Below are 20,112 nucleotides of genomic sequence, written 5' to 3'. Positions count from 1 at the left end.
AGTGAGGGCGTTTTTTATGAGAGAATACAGAAAGAAAATTTGTGAATATCTGCTGCTGTGGTTCGTGGGAGGGTGTCTCTACTACGGCTTTGAGGTGGTGTTCCGGGGCTTCTCCCACTGGAGCATGTTTGTCCTGGGAGGCATCTGTATGTGCTTCTGCGCCTGGCAGGGGAGCGTGCGCCAGTGGCAGGATCCGCTGTGGGTGCAGCTTCTCCGGTGCATGGTCTTTATCACCTCCTGCGAATTTATCACCGGGATCATCGTCAACAAGTGGATGGGCTGGCATGTGTGGGACTACACGGGGATGCCCTTGCAGCTCTTCGGACAGATCTGCGTGCCCTTCATGCTCCTCTTTTCCTGCCTCAGCGTGGTGGGGATCTATCTGGGAGGGAACATCCTGTGGAAGGTATTTGGCGAGAAAAAACCGCATTTTTTCCTGATTTAATTTGACGGGAAAATGTGCTATACTTAACTATGTATGCCTGCGGGCGTGCACACAAAAGACAAGAACAGCAAAGGAGAACTTACATGGCTGAATTAACTCCGATGATGCAGCAGTATGTGGAGACGAAGAAGCAATATAGCGACTGCATCCTTTTCTATAGATTGGGAGATTTTTATGAGATGTTTTTCGATGACGCCCTCACCGCGTCCCGGGAGCTGGAGATCACTCTGACAGGGAAGAACTGCGGCCTGGAGGAGCGGGCGCCCATGTGCGGCGTGCCCTACCACGCGGTGGACAGCTACCTGAGCCGTCTGGTGGCCAAGGGCTACAAGGTGGCCATCTGCGAGCAGATGGAGGACCCGGCCACGGCCAAGGGACTGGTCAAAAGAGAGGTGGTGCGTATCGTCACCCCGGGGACCACGGTGGATCCCCAGGCCCTGGACGAGACGAAAAACAATTATATCATGTGTGTGGCCTATATTGGGGACACCTACGGCGTCTCCGTGGCGGACGTGACCACGGGAGAGTATTTTGTGACAGAGATCGGGGACAGCGGTATGCTCTTTGACGAGATCACCCACCTGATGCCCTCGGAGCTGATCTGCAATGAGGCCTTCTACATGAGCGGCATGGATCTGGACGACCTGAAGGGGCGTCTGGGGATTACTGTCTACGCCCTGGACGCCTGGTATTTTGACGATGCCATCTGCCGCCGGACCCTGGAGGAGCACTTTAAGGTGAGCTCTATGGAGAGCCTGGGCATCGGGGACTTTGACTGCGGCGTCATCGGCGCCGGAGCCCTCCTCGTCTACCTGAAGGAGACCCAGAAGACGGATCTTGTCCAGCTCTCCCATCTGACCCGGTACGTGACGGGAAAGTACATGGTGCTGGACAGCTCCACAAGGCGAAATCTGGAGCTTAGCGAGACGCTGCGGGAAAAGCAGAAGAGGGGCTCCCTTCTTTGGGTGCTGGACAAGACAAAGACCGCCATGGGAGCCAGGATGCTGCGCAAGCAGCTGGAACAGCCCCTCATAGACAAGAAGCAGATTGAGAGGCGGCTGGACGCGGTGGAGGAGCTCCTGGACAACGCCATCTGCCGGGAGGAGATGCGGGAGTACCTGACTCCTGTCTACGATTTGGAGCGGCTTTTGAGCAAGATCACCTACAAGTCCGCCAACCCAAGGGATCTGACTGCCTTTTACAGCTCCCTGTCCATGCTGCCCCACATCCGGTGCATCATGGAGGATCTGCGCTCTCCCCTTCTGAAGGAGATACTGGGGGAGATGGACGCTCTGGAGGACATCTGCGACCTGATCGGGAGGGCCATCTGTGAGGATCCTCCCCTTGCCATGAAGGAGGGCGGCATCATTCGCGAGGGCTACAGCGAGGAGGTGGACCGCCTGCGAAACGCCAAGACCGAGGGGAAGGACTGGCTGGCGAAGCTGGAGGAGGAAGAGCGGGAGAAGACAGGCATCAAGAACCTGCGGATTAAATACAACAAGGTCTTCGGCTACTATCTGGAGGTGACCAATTCCTTTAAAAATCTGGTGCCGGATTACTATACAAGAAAGCAGACGCTGGCCAACGCGGAGCGCTACATCACGCCCCGCCTCAAGGAGCTGGAGGACACCATCCTGGGGGCGGAGGACAAGCTGTACGCCCTGGAGTATGAGCTGTACTGTGAAGTCCGGGACACCATAGGAAAAGAAGTGGTGCGCATCCAGAACACGGCGAAGGCGGTGGCCCAGCTTGACATGCTGGCCTCCCTGGCCGTGGTGGCGGAGCGGAACCGGTATGTGAGGCCGAAGATCAATGAGAAGGGTGTCATCAACATCAAGGACGGACGCCACCCGGTGGTGGAGCAGATGATCCCAAACGACATGTTCATTGCCAACGATACATATCTGGATGACAAGAAGGACCGGATCTCCATCATCACCGGGCCCAACATGGCGGGAAAATCCACCTACATGCGCCAGACCGCCCTCATCGTGCTGATGGCCCAGGTGGGCTCCTTCGTGCCTGCGTCCAGCGTGGATATCGGTATCGTGGACAGGATCTTCACGAGGGTGGGAGCTTCTGACGACCTGGCATCCGGGCAGAGCACCTTTATGGTGGAGATGACGGAGGTGGCCAATATCCTGCGGAACGCCACCCGCCACAGCCTTCTCATTCTGGATGAGATCGGGCGGGGCACCAGTACCTTCGACGGCCTGAGCATCGCCTGGGCGGTGGTGGAGCATATCAGCAACACCAAGCTTTTGGGCGCCAAGACCCTCTTTGCCACCCATTATCACGAGCTGACAGAGCTGGAGGGCAAGATAGACAATGTCCACAACTACTGTATCGCGGTGAAGGAAAAGGGGGACGATATTGTGTTCCTGCGCAAGATCGTCAAAGGCGGCGCGGACCGCAGCTACGGTATCCAGGTGGCCAAGCTGGCCGGCGTGCCGGACCCAGTCATCGAGCGTGCCAAGGAGATCGCGGAGGAGCTGTCCTACGCGGACATCACCACAAGGGTGAAGGATATCGCGTCAGGCGGCAGAGAGACAAAGAAAAAGGCGAAGAAGTACGACGAGGTGGATATGGCCCAGATGTCCCTCTTCGACACGGTCAGGGACGACGATGTGCTGGAGGAGATCAAAAATCTGGACGTCAGCCATCTCACGCCCATTGACGCCTTGAACACGCTGTACCAGCTTCAGAATAAATTGAAAAACAGGTGGTAATATGAGCAGAATACAGGTTTTAGACCAGGTAACGATAGACAAGATAGCGGCCGGCGAGGTGATCGAACGCCCGGCCTCCATTGTGAAGGAGCTCCTGGAGAACGCCATAGACGCAGGAGCCACCTCCATCACGGTGGAGATTCGGGATGGAGGCATCTCCTTTATCCGGGTGACGGACAACGGCTGTGGCATTGAGATGGAGGACATTCCGGCGGCTTTTCTGCGCCACTCCACAAGCAAGATACGTTCCGCGGAGGATTTGTCCCACATCTCCTCCCTGGGCTTTAGGGGAGAGGCTCTCTCCAGTATCGCGGCCGTGGCTCAGGTTGAGCTGATCACAAAGACAAAGGACAGTACCTTCGGCGCCTCCTACAGGATCGAGGGAGGAAAGGGCGGACATCCGGAGGAGACGGGAGCGCCGGACGGCACTACCTTTCTTGTGCGCCAGCTCTTCTACAACACCCCCGCCAGGCGGAAATTCTTAAAGACGCCCATGACGGAGGCGAGCCATGTGGGAGATCTGGTCACCAGGCTGGCCCTGTCCCATCCGGAGATTTCCTTCCAGTTCCGCAACAACGGCCAGTCTAAGCTGCACACCTCCGGGAACGGCAGCCTGCGGGATGTGATCTATCACGTGTACGGGAGGGAGATCGCCTCCCACCTGCTGGAGGTGGACTTTGAGGGGAGGGGCATTCACATTTCGGGCTGCATCGGTGAACCTCTTGTCTCCAGAGGAAACCGGAACTTTGAGATTTACTTTATCAATGGAAGATATGTGAAGAGCAGCATTATCTCAAAGGCCATCGAGGACGCCTACAAGGATTTCCAGATGCAGCACAAATATCCCTTTACTGTGCTTCATATCCAGGTGGACACGGAGATCGTGGATGTGAACGTGCACCCCACCAAGATGGAGGTGCGCTTCCAGAACCAGCAGGAGATCTACAACAGCGTCTGCGAGGCTGTGTCCCGCTCCCTTCACCACGATGAGCTGATCCCTCAGATCGATCTGCCGGAGCCGCCGGGAGCGGCGCCGGAGAAGGAAAAGCACATACCGGCACAGGAGGCGGCTGCCCCGGAGAGGGAGAGAAGAGCGCTGTCGGCAGAAGAAACGATTGCCAGGAACACGGCAGGAAACATAGAAAAACAGAGTGTGCTCTATAAAAAACAGAGCGCATATGAAGTCCCGAACGAGCCGGAAGAGGAAAAACAGAGCGCGCTCTTTAAAAATGGGCCTGAAAACGCAGGACAGACGCCGCGTACTCAGGCTGGTCAGCCGGACCGGGAGCCGCGAAAGGATCTGGACTATTTCATGAAGAAAATGAGAGAGCGGGTTCTCTCCTATCATCAGCAGAGCGCCGCTGCGGAGGTGCAGGAGCAGGGGCAGATACACAGGCCCGAGGTGACTCGTGACCGGATCAGAGAGGCTGCGAACTACAGGGCGGAGTCTGAAAAAACAGAGCGTGCTCTGGAGAAAACGGAAGTTCCGGAGAAAAAAACAGAGCAAGCTCCAAAACAGCTCAATCTTTTTGAGGAGAAGCTTCTGAGTCCCCAGGCGGTTTCCCAGTACCGGATCATCGGGCAAGTCTTCGAGACCTACTGGCTGGTGGAATTTAAGGATAATCTCTATATTATAGACCAGCACGCCGCCCACGAGAGGGTGCTCTACGAGAAGACGCTGGCGGGGATGAAGACGAGAGATTTCACCTCCCAGATCATCAGTCCCCCCATCATCCTGAACCTGACCATGCAGGAGGCTCAGCTTCTCAATACATATATGGATCAGTTTACAAGGATTGGCTTTGAGATCGAGGAGTTCGGGCAGGATTCCTACGCTGTGCGTGCCGTGCCGGACAATCTTTTCAGTATTGCGAAGAGGGATCTTCTTATGGAGATGATTGACAGCTTATCTGATGAGCTTTATACTGGACTGGCACCGGATATCATTGACGAGAAGATCGCGTCCATGTCCTGCAAGGCGGCGGTGAAGGGAAACATGAGACTCTCCGCGAGAGAGGTGGAGACTCTCATCGGGGAGCTGCTAAAGCTTGAGAACCCCTACCACTGTCCCCACGGAAGACCGACGATTATCGCCATGAGCAGGCGCGAACTGGAAAAGAAATTCAAGAGGATCGTGTGATGAAACAGCCACTAATTGTGTTGACCGGCCCCACCGCAGTGGGGAAGACAAAAGCGTCCATCACCCTGGCAAAGCGGATCGGCGGCGAGATCATCTCCGCCGACTCCATGCAGGTGTACCGCCATATGGATATCGGTTCTGCCAAGATACGCCCCGGGGAGATGGAGGGAGTGCCCCACTACCTGGTGGATGTGCTGGAGCCTGATCAGGAGTTCAATGTGGTACGGTTCCAGTCCATGGCAAGGGAGGCTATGGAGAGGATCCGGGCAAACGGCCATATTCCTATCGTGGTGGGCGGAACAGGATTTTATATCCAGGCTCTCCTCTACGACATTGATTTTACGGAGGGCGGGGAGGACGACGGCCTGCGCGGGGAGCTGGAGGCCTTCGCCAGAGAGAAGGGACCGTCCGCGCTCCATGCCCGCTTAGCCCAGGTGGATGAGGAGTCCGCCAGGGCCATCCACCCGAACAATGTGAAGCGGGTGATACGGGCTCTGGAATTCTACCACCAGACAGGGGAGAAGATATCGGTTCACAACGAGCGGGAGAGGCAGCGCAGCTCCTCCTATAATTTCCGGTACTTTGTCCTGAATGACGAGCGGAGCAGGCTGTACCAGCGCATTGACAGGAGAGTGGACCAGATGATGGAGGAGGGCCTCGTAGAGGAGGTCCGCCGTCTGAGGGAGATGGGGATGCGCCCGGGCATGGTGTCCATGCAGGGGCTGGGCTACAAGGAGATACTGGATTACCTGGAGGGAAACTGCAGTCTTGGGGAGGCTGTCTACAGGATCAAGCGGGACACGAGGCATTTTGCCAAGCGCCAGATCACCTGGTTTAAGAGGGAGAAAGAGGTGATCTGGATCGACAAGCCCTCGTATGACTACGATGAGAAAAAAATAGTGGAGGCAATGCTTTCCTATATAGCGGAGGGAGTAGAAGGGATATGTTTAAAGGACTATTCGGGGGCTCCAGATTTTTAAAGAGGATGAACCCTCTTATGGAGCTCTATTCGTACAGCAAAAATTCGGAGAAGACATATAAGGAGCTGATGGCTCTTGAGCCCCTTGCGAAGACAAAGGGGGAGAAGGCCATGTTCAATCTGAACCGGGCAGGCCTTTTATATGATATGTATAAATACCGGGAGGCGGCGGACGTGATGAGGGAGATCCCGGCCATCAACCCGGAGTTTGACGCCCAGTGCGCCCAGATGAAGACACGCATCATGGCGGCCATGACAAGGGGCGAGCACAGGTAGACGCGGGGCAGGCAGACGCCGGCAGAGGCGGGTCGGACGGATAGCGGCGCGGGCGGATACAGACAGAAATGAAAAAGGAGTAAGACAATGCAGGATGAACAGATGACCCGGATGTATGAAAAGATGGGGATATCCGAAAAAGTATACAGGTTTGGAAGACAGATGGAGGAGAAGCTTAAGGAGCGGTTTGCGGCCATTGACAGGACTGCGGAGTACAACCAGATGAAGGTGATCCGGGCCATGCAGGAGAACCGGGTCAGCGAGGGATGCTTCCACTACACCAGCGGCTACGGCTACGACGATCTGGGAAGGGAGACACTGGAGAAGGTGTACGCCAGCGTGTTCCACACGGAGAGCGCCCTGGTGCGGCCTCAGATCGCCTGCGGGACCCACGCTCTCTGCGTGGCGCTGGCCGCCAATCTGCGGCCCGGGGATGAGCTCCTCTCGCCTGCGGGCAAGCCCTACGACACTCTGGAGGAGGTCATCGGCATCCGCCCCTCCCGCGGGTCACTGGCCGAGTACGGCGTGACCTACCGGCAGGTGGATCTGCTGGAGGACGGTACCTTTGACTACGAGAATATCAGGAAGGCCATCAATGAGAGGACAAAGCTGGTCACTATCCAGCGGTCCAAGGGGTATCAGACCCGGCCCAGCTTCTCTGTGGCCCAGATCGGGGAGCTGATCGCCTTTGTGAAGAAGATCCGCCCGGATCTCATCTGCATGGTGGACAACTGCTACGGAGAGTTTGTGGAGCTGACTGAGCCAAGCGATGTGGGGGCCGACATGGTGGTGGGCTCCCTCATCAAGAACCCAGGCGGCGGCCTGGCGCCCATCGGCGGGTACATTGCGGGACGGGAGGAACTCATCGAGAACTGTGCCTATCGGCTCACCTCCCCGGGCCTGGGACGTGAGGTGGGGGCTACCCTGGGTGTCATGCAGTCCTTTTACCAGGGACTTTTCCTGGCGCCCACCGTGGTGGCCAGCGCCCTGAAGGGCGCCATCCTGGCGGCCAATATCTATGAGTCCTGCGGCTTTCAGGTGGTGCCTGACGGAAAGGAGAGCCGTCACGACATTATCCAGGCAGTGGAGCTTGGCACGCCGGAGGGGGTCATCGCCTTCTGCCAGGGGATCCAGGCGGCGGCCCCGGTGGACTCCTATGTGACGCCGGAGCCCTGGGCCATGCCGGGGTACGACAGCGATGTGATCATGGCGGCGGGAGCCTTTGTGCCGGGATCCTCCATCGAGCTCTCAGCGGACGCTCCCATCAAGCCGCCCTACGCCGTCTACTTCCAGGGAGGTCTCACCTGGCCTCACGCAAAGCTGGGCATACTGATGTCACTGGAATACCTGGTGCGGAAAGGGCTGGTCACTCTATGAGAATACTGATCGCCGGAGGCGGGGCGGCCGGCATGACTGCCGCTATAGCGGCGGCCAGACAGGGCGCCCTGGTGACGATACTTGAGAAAAAGGAGATGCCCGGAAAGAAGATCCTCTCTACAGGGAACGGCCGGTGCAATCTCACGAATATGGACATGAAAGCAGTGTATTTCCGGGGCGGAGACCGGGGGACCATCGAGCAGGTCCTCTCGGCCTTCGGCCCGGAGGATACGCTGCGCTTTTTTGCAGAGCTGGGGCTTTTGACAAAGACAAGGGGCACCCTGGTCTATCCGGCCAGCGACCAGGCTGCCGCGGTGCGTGAGGCCCTGGCCATGGAGCTGAAGCGGCAGGGAGTGGAGGTCCGCACAGGGGTGACTGTGGAGAGGGCTGAGGTGAAAGAAGAGGGCTTTCGTCTCAGTCTTGCCGGCGCAGACGGAAAGCGCTCCTTCTGCACCGGGGATGCGCTCATCCTGGCAGCCGGGGGAAAGGCGGCGCCGGCCCTTGGAAGCGACGGCAGCGGATACGCTCTGGCAAAAGGGCTGGGACACTCGATGATCCGCCCGCTGCCCGCCCTGGTGCAGCTTCGGTCGGACGCCGGATTTACAGGGAAGCTGTCAGGCGTCCGGGCGGAGGCCCGGGTCAGCCTTTTTGTGGAGGGGAAAGAGGTCTCCTGCGACACCGGGGAGGTGCAGTTTACAGACTACGGAATCTCCGGCATCCCGGTCTTTCAGGTGAGCCGCTTTGCGTCCATGGCTCTGGACCGAAAGCAAGAGGTGTACGTTCTGCTTGATTTTCTGCCCGCCATGAGTGAGAGGGAGGCGTTTCATCTCCTGGAGGGGCGCAGAGGCGTGTTCGCGGGCAATACGGCGGAGGAGTTCCTCCACGGCCTGTTCCACAGAAAGCTGGCCCCTGTGCTGCTGACCGGGAGCCGCATCCGCTGGAAGGAAAAGATGGGGGACGTAGACAGAGAGGCTCTTGTGAGACTTGCGGGCACCTGTAAGCATCTGCGGATGAACATTACAGGCACCAACTCCTTTGACCAGGCTCAGGTGTGCGCCGGCGGCGTGCCCCTGGGGGAGATTTCCCCGGAGACCATGGAGTCCCGCCTTACTCCGGGGCTCTTCCTTGCGGGAGAGCTGCTGGATGTGGATGGCATGTGCGGCGGCTATAATCTGCAGTGGGCCTGGGCCTCCGGATGGCTGGCGGGAAGCGCGGCCGCGAAGACGGCGGATAAGAGGATAGATAAGAGGACAGGCAGGAAAGTGGGCCGGGAAAAGGACGGCAGAGAGAACAGCAGAAAGGACAGGAGAGGGCGATGATACGTATTCAACAGCTGAAGCTGCACACAGGACACACTCCGGAACAGCTCAGGGAGAAGATCGGGAAGGCGCTGCGGCTGAAGGGCGGTGAGGATTTCTCCTACAGGATCGTCAGGAGGTCCCTGGACGCCAGAAGGAAGCCGGAGCTCTTTTACGTGTACACGGTGGACGTCTCCGTAAAGGGGGAGAAGGCTCTTTTGCGCAAAAACCGGGACAAAAATATCCAGCAGGCAAAGGAGGCGGGGTATCGCTTCCCGGAGCAGGGGCCGGAGGAGCTGAAGCACAGGCCGGTGGTGGCGGGCTTTGGCCCGGCAGGTATCTTTGCCGCCTACATGCTGGCTCTCCACGGCTATCGCCCACTGGTAGTGGAGCGGGGCATGGAGGCACAGCAGAGGAAAAAGGACGTGGAGAAATTCTGGGAGACAGGTGTCCTGGACACCCGCTCCAATGTCCAGTTCGGAGAGGGCGGCGCCGGCACCTTCTCGGACGGAAAGCTGAACACCCTGGTGAAGGACAAATTTGGCCGGAACCGAAAGGTCCTGGAGATCCTGCGGGACCACGGGGCTCCTGAGGAGATCGCCTGGGATGCCAAGCCCCACATCGGCACTGACCTTCTGATCCGAGTGGTGACCCGGATGCGGGAGGATATCATCAGGCTGGGCGGACAGGTCTGCTTTCACACCCAGCTTGTGTCTCTGGAGCCGGTCCTGGGGGAGGAGGGGGTTCTCTCCCTGGAGCTTCAGGACACTCTGTCCGGGGAGACGATCATGGAGAGGACCCAGGCTCTTATCCTGGCAGTGGGACACAGCGCCCGGGACACATTTTCCATGCTGCACGAGAAGAAAATACCCATGGAGGCCAAGGCCTTTGCGGTGGGCGTCCGGGCGGAGCATCCCCAGGCCATGATCGACAGGGATCAGTATGGCATGGAGGAGGGGGAAAAGCGCCCCGGCGGTCTGCCCGCGGCGGCCTACAAGCTGACCTGCCAGCTGCCGGAGGGGCGAGGCGTCTACACCTTCTGCATGTGTCCCGGAGGGTATGTGGTGAACGCCTCCTCCGAGGAGGGGCGCCTGGCGGTGAACGGCATGAGCTACCATGACCGGGCCGGCCGGAACGCCAACAGCGCCGTCATCGTCACGGTGACTCCGCAGGACTTTGGCGGGGAGGGCCCCCTGGCGGGAGTGGAATTTCAGAGAAGGCTGGAGGAGCGTGCCTGGCAGGCGGGCCAGGGCAAGGTGCCCGTTCAGCTCTACGGCGATTTCTGCCGGGGAAGGGTGTCGGATCACATCGGGGAGGTGGAGCCCCAGATCAGAGGGGACTTCTGCTTCGGCGATGTGCGGGGGATTTTCCCGGAGGAGATCGGAGACGCCATCGCAAGGGGCATACGGGAGTTTGGGAAAAAGCTGCCCGGCTATGACCGGGAGGACGCGGTCCTCTCCGGCGTGGAGAGCCGCACCTCCTCCCCGGTGCGGATCCTCCGGGATGAGGGGCTGCAGAGCCAACTTCCGGGGCTCTATCCCTGCGGCGAGGGGGCGGGCTACGCGGGCGGCATTATGTCGGCTGCCATGGACGGCATGAAGGTGGCCGAGGCTGTCGCCAGAAAATACCGTCCCTTCGACAAAAGTGCGAATGATTAAGAAATTTTTAATGGAATGAGGCTATACACTTTTTTTGAAATATGGTAGAATATATTGAGTTTTTGAAAGAAAACTTAAGAATGATGTGAGGTGGAGTACATATGAGAGGAGCAGGCAGTAAAAATTCCTGGGCCTTATTTCTGCTTATTCTGGCAGGAATTGTCCTGGGAGGTTTTATCGGCATGCTGGCACAGGATACAGGGGCTTTTAGCTGGCTGAGCTACGGGCAGACCTTTGGGCTGGATGAACCGGTGGTGCTGAATTTGGGCATACTTGTCATCACCTTCGGGCTGTCGGTGAAGATCACCATAGCCAGCATTATCGGAATGGTTCTGGCAATCATAATCTATCGCTTCCTGTAACAGGGCCTCTTTGGGAGTGTTATAGGTGTCTGCAAAAGATGACTCAGAGAAACACAAGTAAAATGAAAGATCTCCTGGTGTCTGAGCGCCCGTACGAGAAGTGCGAGCGCCTGGGAGAGAAGAATTTAAGTGATGCGGAGCTTTTGGCTGTCCTTTTAAGGACCGGGACCAGAGGCGAGAATGTGCTGGATATATGCCGGCGCATCCTGACAGCCGGAGGCGGGAACTTAAGCGGGCTTCACAGCTTTACGAGAGAAAAATTTCAGAAGATCAGGGGAGTGGGCCGGGTGAAATCCATCCAGCTCCTCTGTCTTATGGAGCTGGCGAGAAGACTGGCCAAGGAGACGGCGGAAAAGGGACTGGACTTCTCCTCGCCCGCGTCGGTGGCCAGATATTACATGGAGGACATGCGTCATCTCAGGCAGGAGCATATGAAGCTGCTGATGCTGAATACGAAATCTGCGCTGATTGGGGAGAAGGATGTGTACAAGGGGACAGTGAACGCCTCCCTTGCCAACCCCAGGGAGATTTTCGTGGAGGCTCTCAGGATGGAGGCCGTGTCCGTCATCCTCCTGCACAATCATCCAAGCGGTGACCCGGCTCCCAACGGGGCGGATATCGCCGCCACGGAGCGAATCCGGCAGGCGGGAGAATTAATCGGGATAGAATTGTTAGATCATATCATTATTGGGAATAATTGTTATATCAGCTTCCGGGAAGAGGGGCTGTTATACACGAAAGGATAAGGTCAAAAATGGCACGAAATATATACGGGCTTGATCTCGGCTCCTACGAGATCAAAGTATATGATAAAAAGAAGGATGCAATCTGGAAGGAGAAGGATGTCATAGCCATAGCAAACAAAAAGGAAGTGTTTGCCGTGGGGGACGAGGCTTTTGAGATGTATGAGAAGGCCCCGGCCAATATACAGGTGGTGTTTCCCATGAAGCATGGGGTTATCTCACGGTTTGACCACATGCAGTATCTCCTGCAGGGGCTGCTGAAAAAGGATAGGGGCTTTGCCAGGGGGGCGGAGTATGTGATCGCCGTCCCCACAGATGTGACGGAGGTGGAGAAGAAGGCTTTCTTTGACCTGGTGATCCACTCCACTGCCAGGGCCCGTGAGGTCAACATTGTGGAGCGGGGGATCGCCGACGCGGTGGGACTGAACCTGGACGTGCAGAACACAAAGGGGCTTTTCATCGTCAACCTGGGTGGGGAGACCACAGAGCTCTCCGTGCTGGCAGGGGGAGGTATCGTGCTGAACCGGCTTTTAAAGGTGGGGGGCATCACCCTGGACCATGCGGTGGCCCAGCTCGTCCGGTACAACCATGACTTCCTGATCGGCAGGGTCACGGCGGAGATCCTCCGCAAGAGGTTCGGCGTGTTCAGCGAGGACAACACAGCCTCCATGACTGTGGCGGGGCGGGATCTTATCACCGGCGTGCCCCAGCAGAGGGAGATCTCCATCAGCCTGGTGCGGGCCGCCGTGAAGGAGCCTTTAGAGGAGTGCGTCAGGGGGATCGAGTCCCTTCTGGACAGGACCCCGCCGGAGGTGCGCAAGGCCATCTACAAAAACGGCATCTTTCTCACCGGAGGGCTGGCCAATCTGCCTGGGCTTGAGGTTTACATGGAGGAGATGACAGGCATCCGCGTGCGGACAGCCATCGACCCGGACATCTGTGCCGTGACGGGACTGAAGCAGATCATTCAGTCCAAGGAACTGAAAAAACTGGCATATTCCATGCTGGATGAAAATTATAGGTGGATGAGATAGTATGAAGATCAAAAATCAAAATACCCTTCCAAGTAAATATGTGCTTCTGATACTTGTGATCGTGTGCGGCATTCTTCTCGGCGCGGAGCGTTTTATGGACGGAGGCGGTCCCTTGAGCTGGATCGCAAACTATACCATCATCCCCATGCAGAGGGGGATCAGCTACGTGGGGACATGGATGGGCGACCTGACGGACAATTTTGCCACCCTCAGCGATCTTCGCAAGGAAAACGAGCAGCTCCAGGAGAGAGTGGATCAGCTCACCATAGACAACACGAGACTGAACCAGGAGCAGTATGAACTGGAGCGGCTGCAGGAGCTCTACAAGCTGGACCAGAATTACGGCGACTATGAGAAGGTGGGCGCCCATGTGATTGCCAATAATGGTACCAACTGGTTCAGCTCCTTTACCATCGACAAGGGAAGCGAGGACGGGATCCGAAAGGATATGAATGTACTGGCCGGCAGCGGACTGGCCGGTATCGTGACAGAGGTGGGTCCCAACTACGCCCAGGTCCGCGCGGTCATCGACGATGAGAGCAACATCAGCGGGATGGTCCTGTCCACCTCGGATCTGTGTATTGTGCGGGGCGATCTGACTCTGATGGAGGATGGGCGGATCCGCTTTGAAAATCTGCCAAACAACGACAACGAGATCCAGGTGGGAGAGCAGGTGGTGACGTCCCATATCAGCTCCACCTATCTCCAGGGCCTGTTCATCGGATATATATCAGAGATCAATGTGGATGCAAACAATCTGACCCGTTCAGGCTACATCACCCCCGCGGTGGATTTCAGCAATCTCCAGGAGGTGCTTGTCATCACCACCACAAAGGCGGATCTGACGGAGACAGACGGGTCGGGGGACAAAGGAGAGTAGACTATGAAGAGAAAGATCATCACAGCCTGCTTTATCATCGTGTGTTTCCTTCTGCAGGCCACAGTTTTTTCCAGGCTTCAGTTCGCATCCATACGGCCCAATCTGATGATCGTCCTGACCTCTGCCTTCGGGTTTATGCGGGGCAGGAAGACGGGGATGGCGGTAGGGTTCTCCTGCGGCCTTCTGATGGATGTGTGCTGGGGAGGCGTGCTGGGATTTTACACGCTGATCTTTACCGTGATTGGGTATCTCAACGGCAGCTTTAAGCGGCTGTTCTTTGACGAGGATATCAAGCTGCCTCTGGGACTGATCGCCGGGAGCGAGCTGGCTTACGGCCTGATCGTCTATGTCTGCTTCTTTATGATGCAGGGGGACTTCCGTTTTGGATATTATCTGACACATGTGATCCTGCCGGAGCTGGTCTACACCATTCTGGTGACGATTCTTCTGTATCAGATCATACTACACGTGAACCGTAAACTAGAGGCCGAAGAACAAAGGAGTGCAAGCAGGTTTGTATAGTATTTGGGAACGCATTAAATCAGGAATTTACGAACTGTTCCAGAGAAGGGCAGTCGTGACCATCATCGTCTTCTGCATCATGTTTTCCATTCTGGTGGGGCGGCTTTTTCAGCTTCAGATCGTGAATGGCCAGTCCTACCTGGATGACTATATCCTTCAGATCCAGAAGACGAGGACCATACAGGGAACCAGAGGAAACATCTATGACAGAAACGGCAAGCTTCTGGCCTACAACGAGCTGGCCTACTCGGTCACCATCGAGGACAATGGGGTGTATGACACTACAGCCGAGAAGAACAAGGCTCTCAACGAGGAGATCACCCGCATCATAGAGATTGTGGAGGGGCACGGGGACTCGGTGATCAGTGACTTCAGCATTGTGCTGGATGCCAATAATGAGTATCAGTTCTCCATGACAGACGAGACCCAGCGGCTCCGGTTTGTGGCCGACGTGTTCGGGGAGAGCTATATCGACAGTCTGGACGAGGAGCAAAAGAATATGTCCGCCGCCCAGATCATCGACTACCTCTGCACGGACAAGACTTACGGCTACGGCATCGACCAGGATGAGCTGGAGCGCTCTCAGGTGCTCAAGATGGTGAACATCCGCTATGCCATCGGGCTCAACAGCTTCCAGAAATATATCCCCACCACCGTGGCGGAGGATGTGAGCGACGAGACGGTAGCGGAAATCATGGAGCACATGGACGAGCTCCAGGGCGTGGACATCGCGGAGGAGTCTCTGAGACGGTACACGGACAGCAAGTACTTTGCCAATCTCATCGGCTACACAGGCCAGATCTCCCAGGAGGAGTACAATGCCCTCAGCAAGGACGAGCAGGAGCAGTATGACCTGACAGACACGGTGGGCAAATCCGGTCTGGAGCAGGTGCTGGACAACACGCTCCAGGGGGATAAAGGCGAGGTCAAGCTTTACGTGAACAGCGTGGGACGGGTCATTGACACAGTGGGAGAGACAGAGCCAAAGGCCGGGAACGACGTGTACCTGACCATTGATGCCGATCTCCAGAAGGCGGCCTACGACATCCTGGAGCAGGAGCTGGCAGGTATCCTCCTGTCCCGCATGCAGGACATCCTGGACTACGACAGGACAAAGTCGGAGGACGCGGCGGACGTCATCGTGGCAAGCGGCGACGCCTACAACGCGTTTATAGACAACAACATTGTGGACATGAGCCATTTTTCGGCGGCGGACGCTGGGGGCGCGGAGCAGTCTGTGTACGGTAAATTCGCCCCCTACAAGGAGCAGGTCCTCTCCCAGCTGGCCTCTATCATGCAGGATGGCAATGCTTCCGCCTACAGGGATATGACCCGGGAGTGGCAGGCCTATCTGTCCCACGTGGTGAATGAGGTGTTGACCGGAGAGAACGGAGTCATCATGAGCGACTCCATCGACACAAGCGATGAGACCTACCAGCAGTGGAAAAACGAGGAGACTATCAACATATACACCTACCTCAACTACGCAATCTCCCAGAACTGGGTGGATGCCTCCAAGCTGCAGGACTATCTCTCCTCGGAGGGAAACTACTCAGACTCCGCGGAGGTGTACAGCGCCATGGTCTCCTATGTGACGGACAGGCTCCAAAACAGCACGGACTTTGACAAGCTGATATACCAGTATATGATCAAGGCGGGAACTGTGACGGGAAGAGAGCTGTGCATGATCCTGTATGAGCAGGGCGTGCTCCCCATGGATGAGACCCAGTACAACAATCTGGCGTCAGGTGCCACAGGGGCCTACGACTTCCTCAGAGGGAAGCTCCAGACGCTGGAGATCACCCCGGGACAGCTGGGACTGGAGCCATGCCGCGGATCTGTGGTGATCACGGACACGGACAGCGGGGATGTGCTGGCCTGTGTCTCCTACCCGGGATACGACAACAACCGGCTGGCCAACACCATGGACAGCGATTACTATAACGAACTGAACACCAGCACCTCCAGGCCCTTCTACAACAGCGCCACGCAGGAGACTACGGCTCCCGGATCCACGTACAAGCCCCTTGTGGCTGTGGCTGGCCTGACAGAGGGTGTCATCGATACAGGCACTACCGTATACTGTGACGGTAACTTCGACGTGATCAGCCCGGAGGTTCACTGCTGGGTATACCCGGCAGGGCACGGAACCATGAACGTGGTCAGCGGCATCACAAACTCCTGTAACGAGTTTTTCAACAACATCGGCTACCAGCTGGGTATGCAGGACGGCAGCTACTCCAGCGAGTACGGCCTGGAGCGGCTGAGAAAATACGCGGAGATGTTCGGCCTCGGCGAGACGAGCGGTCTGGAGATACCGGAGATGGATCCGAAGATCTCCGACGAGGACTCTGTCCGCTCCGCCATGGGACAGGGCACAAACAACTACACCACCAGTCAGCTGGCCCGGTACATCACAGCCGTGGCTAACGAGGGCACTCTCTACGAGCTGACCCTTCTGGACCGGGTGGAGAATGTGGACGGTGAAGTGGTGGAGGAGTACCAGAACGGGGAGGCCCGGACCATCGACGGCGTCTCTTCGTCCACCTGGGACGCGGTCCACGCCGGCATGGCGGGCGTGGTGAAGAATAGTTCCGTGTTTACAGCTATCAACGCCAGCTCTCTGAGTGTGTCCGGAAAGACCGGTACCGCCCAGCAGAGCACCACCCACGCGGATCACGGACTGTTTGTGGGCTTTGCCCCCAGCGACAATCCTGAGATAGCCATGGCGGTCCGCATCGCCAACGGCTACAGCTCCAGCTACGCTTCGGAGGTGGGCAGCAATATATTCCAGTACTACTATCAGATAACAGACAGCGCGCAGCTCATCACAGGGCAGGCCGCTGAGATCACAGTCCATACCTCCGGGGACTAAAAACCGAGGATCAATAACCAGGTTGGGAGATGATAGTACGTTTTGAAAGACCATGTCATGATCAAGGGAAGCAAATACGGTCTGGCAGTCTATCTGGACGACAGAGTTCCCTTTGAGGAGCTGCTGGAGGAGACAGAGAGTAAATTTAGGGCGGCCGCCCATTTCTTCGCGGGAGCTGAGATGGCGGTCAGCCTGGAAAACCGTATTCTTACAAAAGACCAGGAGCGGCAGATAGTGGAAGCGATCTCCGGCTCCGCGGGAATACAGATCTTGTGTATACTGGATCATGACGAGAAGAACGAGAAAATATACAGAAGCGCCGTAGAACAGACGCAGGCCGAAATGCCCAGGCAGGACGGCCGTTTCTACAGGGGGACACTGAAGAGAAATCAGGTGCTTGAGTCGGAGACCAGCATCGTGATCGTGGGAGATGTAGAGGAGGGAGCTACCGTTGTCTCCAAGGGGAGCATCGTGGTGGTCGGCGGTCTGTACGGAAGCGCCCAGGCCGGCGCGTCCGGAAGGACAGATGTCTTTGTGGCAGCCCTTTGCATGGAACCGGAAAAACTCCGCATAGGCGGCAGAAAAGTGAAACCAGTAATAGGAGGAAGTTATTCATGGGCGAAGTTATCGTAATCACATCGGGAAAAGGCGGTGTCGGGAAGACGACCACCACCGCAAATATCGGAGCAGGTCTTTCAATGCAAGGCAAAAAGGTCATCATCATTGACACGGATCTGGGTCTTCGGAACCTGGACGTTGTCATGGGCCTGGAAAATTTTATTGTGTACAATCTTGTGGATGTTATAGAGGGAAAGTGCAGACTGAAGCAGGCGCTGATCCGGGACAAGCGGTATGAAAATCTCTATCTGCTCCCGTCAGCCCAGACAAAGGACAAGACGGCCGTGTCCCCGGGACAGATGAAAAAGCTCACCTCAGAGCTTAAGGAGACCTACGACTATATCCTTCTGGACTGTCCGGCAGGGATCGAGCAGGGCTTTCAGAACGCCATAGCCGGCGCGGACAGGGCGGTGGTAGTGACCACGCCGGAGGTGTCGGCCATCCGGGACGCGGACCGCATCGTGGGCCTGCTGGAGGCGGAGAAGATCAGCAGGATCGACCTCATCATCAACCGGATCCGGATGGATATGGTGAGGAGAGGAGACATGATGTCAGTGGACGATGTGACGGAGATTTTGTCCATCCCCCTCATCGGCGCCATACCGGACGACGAGCAGGTAGTCATCGGCACCAACCAGGGCGAGCCTGTCATCTCCATGGAGTCGAGAGCCGGGGAGGCCTACAGGAATATATGCAGGCGGATCGCAGGCGAGGAGGTCCCTTTTCTGGATCTGGAGGCCGGGAACGGAATCTGGTCCAGACTGACTCATATATTTCATAAAAATTAAGGAGGCATCGGGAGTATGGGAAGACGTTCTTCTGTGCGGATCGCAAAGGACAGGCTGAAGGTCCTGGTCGTGTCGGACCGCATGAAATGTCAGCCGGAGGCCTGCGAGAGGATCAGCCATGAGCTCTACCAGGTCCTTTCCAAATATATGGAAATTACACCCGAGGAATTCGACGTCTCCTACAGCAGGACGCACGTACATATCAGACTTACAGGAGAAAAGCAGTGAAATTTTTAAAAATAACAAAACCTTATCGCTTAAAAGATTATAAATTCAGTCTTATTGTCCTTGTGCTGGCCACCTCCTGCCTGGGCGTTCTCGTCATAGGCAGCGCCAACGAGGCCTACCAGGGACGGCAGCTTATCGGGCTTGCCGGGTCTATTCTGCTCATGGTGGTCGTCTCTCTGATTGACTATGTGTGGATCGCCAATTTCTATTGGCTCTTCTACTTTCTGTCGGTTGGGATGCTGGCGATCGTGCTGATACCCGGTGTGGGAGAGGTGGTAAACGGGGCCAGGAGATGGATCAATCTTGGATTTACCAATTTCCAGCCATCGGAGCTGGCAAAGATATTCCTTATTGTCTTCTTTGCCAGATTTATCATGAAGCATGAGGAGGATTTAAGCAGCAGGCGGACCATCCTGAAGGCGGTGGCGCTCATCCTTGTCCCGCTGGCCCTCATCTTTGAGGAGCCGAACCTTTCCACCACCATCTGTACGGCGACTCTCTTCTGCGTGCTCATGTATGTGGGCGGCCTGTCCTACAAATTTATCGGCATGGTGCTCCTGATCACAGTGCCGGTGGCCGTTATTTTCCTGAGCATTGTCGTGCAGCCGGATCAGAAGATCCTGGACGACTACCAGCAGAAGCGTATCCTGGCCTGGCTGAATCCGGAGGAGTACGCGAGCGATGAGGCCTATCAGCAGAACAACTCGGTCATAGCTATCGGTTCGGGGCAGCTCACCGGGAAGGGACTTAACAACAACACCACCACTTCGGTGAAGAACGGAAACTTTATCCTGGAGCCCCAGACGGACTTTATCTTTGCCATTGTGGGAGAGGAATTAGGCTTTGTGGGATGTTGTATTTTTATTGCATTGCTCCTCCTTATAGTGATACAATGTATACTGATAGGGATAAGAGCGCAGGATGTGACGGGAAAGATCATATGCTGTGGGGTCGGAGCCCTCATAGGGATCCAGACATTTATCAATATAGCGGTTGCCACCCAGATCATCCCCAATACGGGCATACCGCTGCCGTTTGTCAGCTACGGCCTTACGTCTCTCGGAAGCATGTATCTCGGGATCGGATTTGTGCTCAATGTGGGACTGCAGCCGAAGAAATATCAGGATAAACTAACTACACTTTAATGAGGAGGATGCATT

General features: G+C 56.6%; 18 protein-coding genes. All 18 read left to right on the top strand.

Annotated elements, in window-relative coordinates:
- Positions 1–16 precede the first annotated feature (16 nt).
- The 18 genes from FGQ86_RS03790 (at position 17) to FGQ86_RS03705 (ending at position 20,097) form a co-directional block, all read left to right on the top strand.
- On the top strand, positions 17–445 hold the full coding sequence (locus FGQ86_RS03790; protein ID WP_033124933.1) for a hypothetical protein: 429 nt from the start codon (positions 17–19) through the stop codon (positions 443–445).
- Positions 446–528: 83 nt separating this feature from the next.
- Positions 529–3,174 carry a DNA mismatch repair protein MutS gene (mutS, locus tag FGQ86_RS03785; RefSeq protein WP_242842807.1) on the top strand — a complete coding sequence of 882 codons (2,646 nt, stop codon included), beginning with the start codon at positions 529–531 and terminating at the stop codon, positions 3,172–3,174.
- Between the two features lies 1 nt (position 3,175).
- Positions 3,176–5,314 (top strand): DNA mismatch repair endonuclease MutL, encoded by a 2,139-nt coding sequence (gene mutL, locus FGQ86_RS03780; protein WP_033124891.1) that lies wholly within the window; start codon positions 3,176–3,178, stop codon positions 5,312–5,314.
- Positions 5,314–6,294 (top strand): tRNA (adenosine(37)-N6)-dimethylallyltransferase MiaA, encoded by a 981-nt coding sequence (gene miaA / locus FGQ86_RS03775; RefSeq protein WP_033124892.1) that lies wholly within the window; start codon positions 5,314–5,316, stop codon positions 6,292–6,294. The genes mutL and miaA overlap by 1 nt, the downstream gene beginning before the upstream one ends.
- The gene (locus FGQ86_RS03770; protein ID WP_033124893.1) at positions 6,258–6,569 is read left to right on the top strand and encodes a hypothetical protein; all 312 of its coding nucleotides are present in this window, start codon (positions 6,258–6,260) and stop codon (positions 6,567–6,569) included. Before miaA ends, FGQ86_RS03770 begins: the two co-directional genes overlap by 37 nt.
- A gap of 102 nt (positions 6,570–6,671) precedes the next feature.
- Positions 6,672–7,946, top strand: coding sequence for a methionine gamma-lyase family protein (locus FGQ86_RS03765; RefSeq protein WP_347562475.1), 1,275 nt, complete (start codon positions 6,672–6,674; stop codon positions 7,944–7,946).
- On the top strand, positions 7,943–9,265 hold the full coding sequence (locus FGQ86_RS03760; RefSeq protein WP_081957957.1) for an aminoacetone oxidase family FAD-binding enzyme: 1,323 nt from the start codon (positions 7,943–7,945) through the stop codon (positions 9,263–9,265). The genes FGQ86_RS03765 and FGQ86_RS03760 overlap by 4 nt, the downstream gene beginning before the upstream one ends.
- Positions 9,262–10,902, top strand: a complete 1,641-nt coding sequence (locus FGQ86_RS03755) for an FAD-dependent protein (RefSeq protein ID WP_033124895.1) — start codon at positions 9,262–9,264, stop codon at positions 10,900–10,902. Before FGQ86_RS03760 ends, FGQ86_RS03755 begins: the two co-directional genes overlap by 4 nt.
- 101 nt (positions 10,903–11,003) lie before the next feature.
- A complete protein-coding gene (locus tag FGQ86_RS03750; protein ID WP_033124896.1) occupies positions 11,004–11,264 on the top strand; it encodes a DUF4321 domain-containing protein in 261 nt (86 codons plus the stop codon).
- Between the two features lie 38 nt (positions 11,265–11,302).
- Positions 11,303–12,010, top strand: coding sequence for a DNA repair protein RadC (gene radC / locus FGQ86_RS03745; protein ID WP_138303042.1), 708 nt, complete (start codon positions 11,303–11,305; stop codon positions 12,008–12,010).
- A gap of 8 nt (positions 12,011–12,018) precedes the next feature.
- Positions 12,019–13,041, top strand: coding sequence for a rod shape-determining protein (locus tag FGQ86_RS03740; RefSeq protein ID WP_033124898.1), 1,023 nt, complete (start codon positions 12,019–12,021; stop codon positions 13,039–13,041).
- Between the two features lies 1 nt (position 13,042).
- Positions 13,043–13,921, top strand: a complete 879-nt coding sequence (mreC, locus tag FGQ86_RS03735) for a rod shape-determining protein MreC (protein ID WP_033124899.1) — start codon at positions 13,043–13,045, stop codon at positions 13,919–13,921.
- A 3-nt stretch (positions 13,922–13,924) separates the two neighbouring features.
- The gene (gene mreD / locus FGQ86_RS03730; protein ID WP_033124900.1) at positions 13,925–14,443 is read left to right on the top strand and encodes a rod shape-determining protein MreD; all 519 of its coding nucleotides are present in this window, start codon (positions 13,925–13,927) and stop codon (positions 14,441–14,443) included.
- Positions 14,436–17,318 (top strand): penicillin-binding transpeptidase domain-containing protein, encoded by a 2,883-nt coding sequence (locus FGQ86_RS03725; protein ID WP_171031508.1) that lies wholly within the window; start codon positions 14,436–14,438, stop codon positions 17,316–17,318. Before mreD ends, FGQ86_RS03725 begins: the two co-directional genes overlap by 8 nt.
- A gap of 42 nt (positions 17,319–17,360) precedes the next feature.
- Complete coding sequence (locus FGQ86_RS03720) at positions 17,361–17,951, top strand: septum site-determining protein MinC (RefSeq protein ID WP_052083883.1); 591 nt, start codon at positions 17,361–17,363, stop codon at positions 17,949–17,951.
- A complete protein-coding gene (gene minD, locus FGQ86_RS03715; protein ID WP_033124902.1) occupies positions 17,933–18,724 on the top strand; it encodes a septum site-determining protein MinD in 792 nt (263 codons plus the stop codon). The genes FGQ86_RS03720 and minD overlap by 19 nt, the downstream gene beginning before the upstream one ends.
- Before the next feature lie 15 nt (positions 18,725–18,739).
- Positions 18,740–18,952: a cell division topological specificity factor MinE gene (gene minE, locus FGQ86_RS03710; RefSeq protein ID WP_033124903.1), complete on the top strand. Its 213-nt coding sequence runs from the start codon at positions 18,740–18,742 to the stop codon at positions 18,950–18,952.
- A complete protein-coding gene (locus FGQ86_RS03705; protein ID WP_033124904.1) occupies positions 18,949–20,097 on the top strand; it encodes an FtsW/RodA/SpoVE family cell cycle protein in 1,149 nt (382 codons plus the stop codon). Before minE ends, FGQ86_RS03705 begins: the two co-directional genes overlap by 4 nt.
- The last annotated feature ends 15 nt before the right edge of the window (positions 20,098–20,112 follow it).

Source organism: Clostridium sp. BSD2780061688st1 H5 (genome assembly GCF_005845155.1).
GTDB classification, from domain to species: Bacteria; Bacillota; Clostridia; order Lachnospirales; family Lachnospiraceae; genus Claveliimonas; species Claveliimonas intestinigallinarum.
This window is presented reverse-complemented; position numbering and strand designations above follow the sequence as displayed.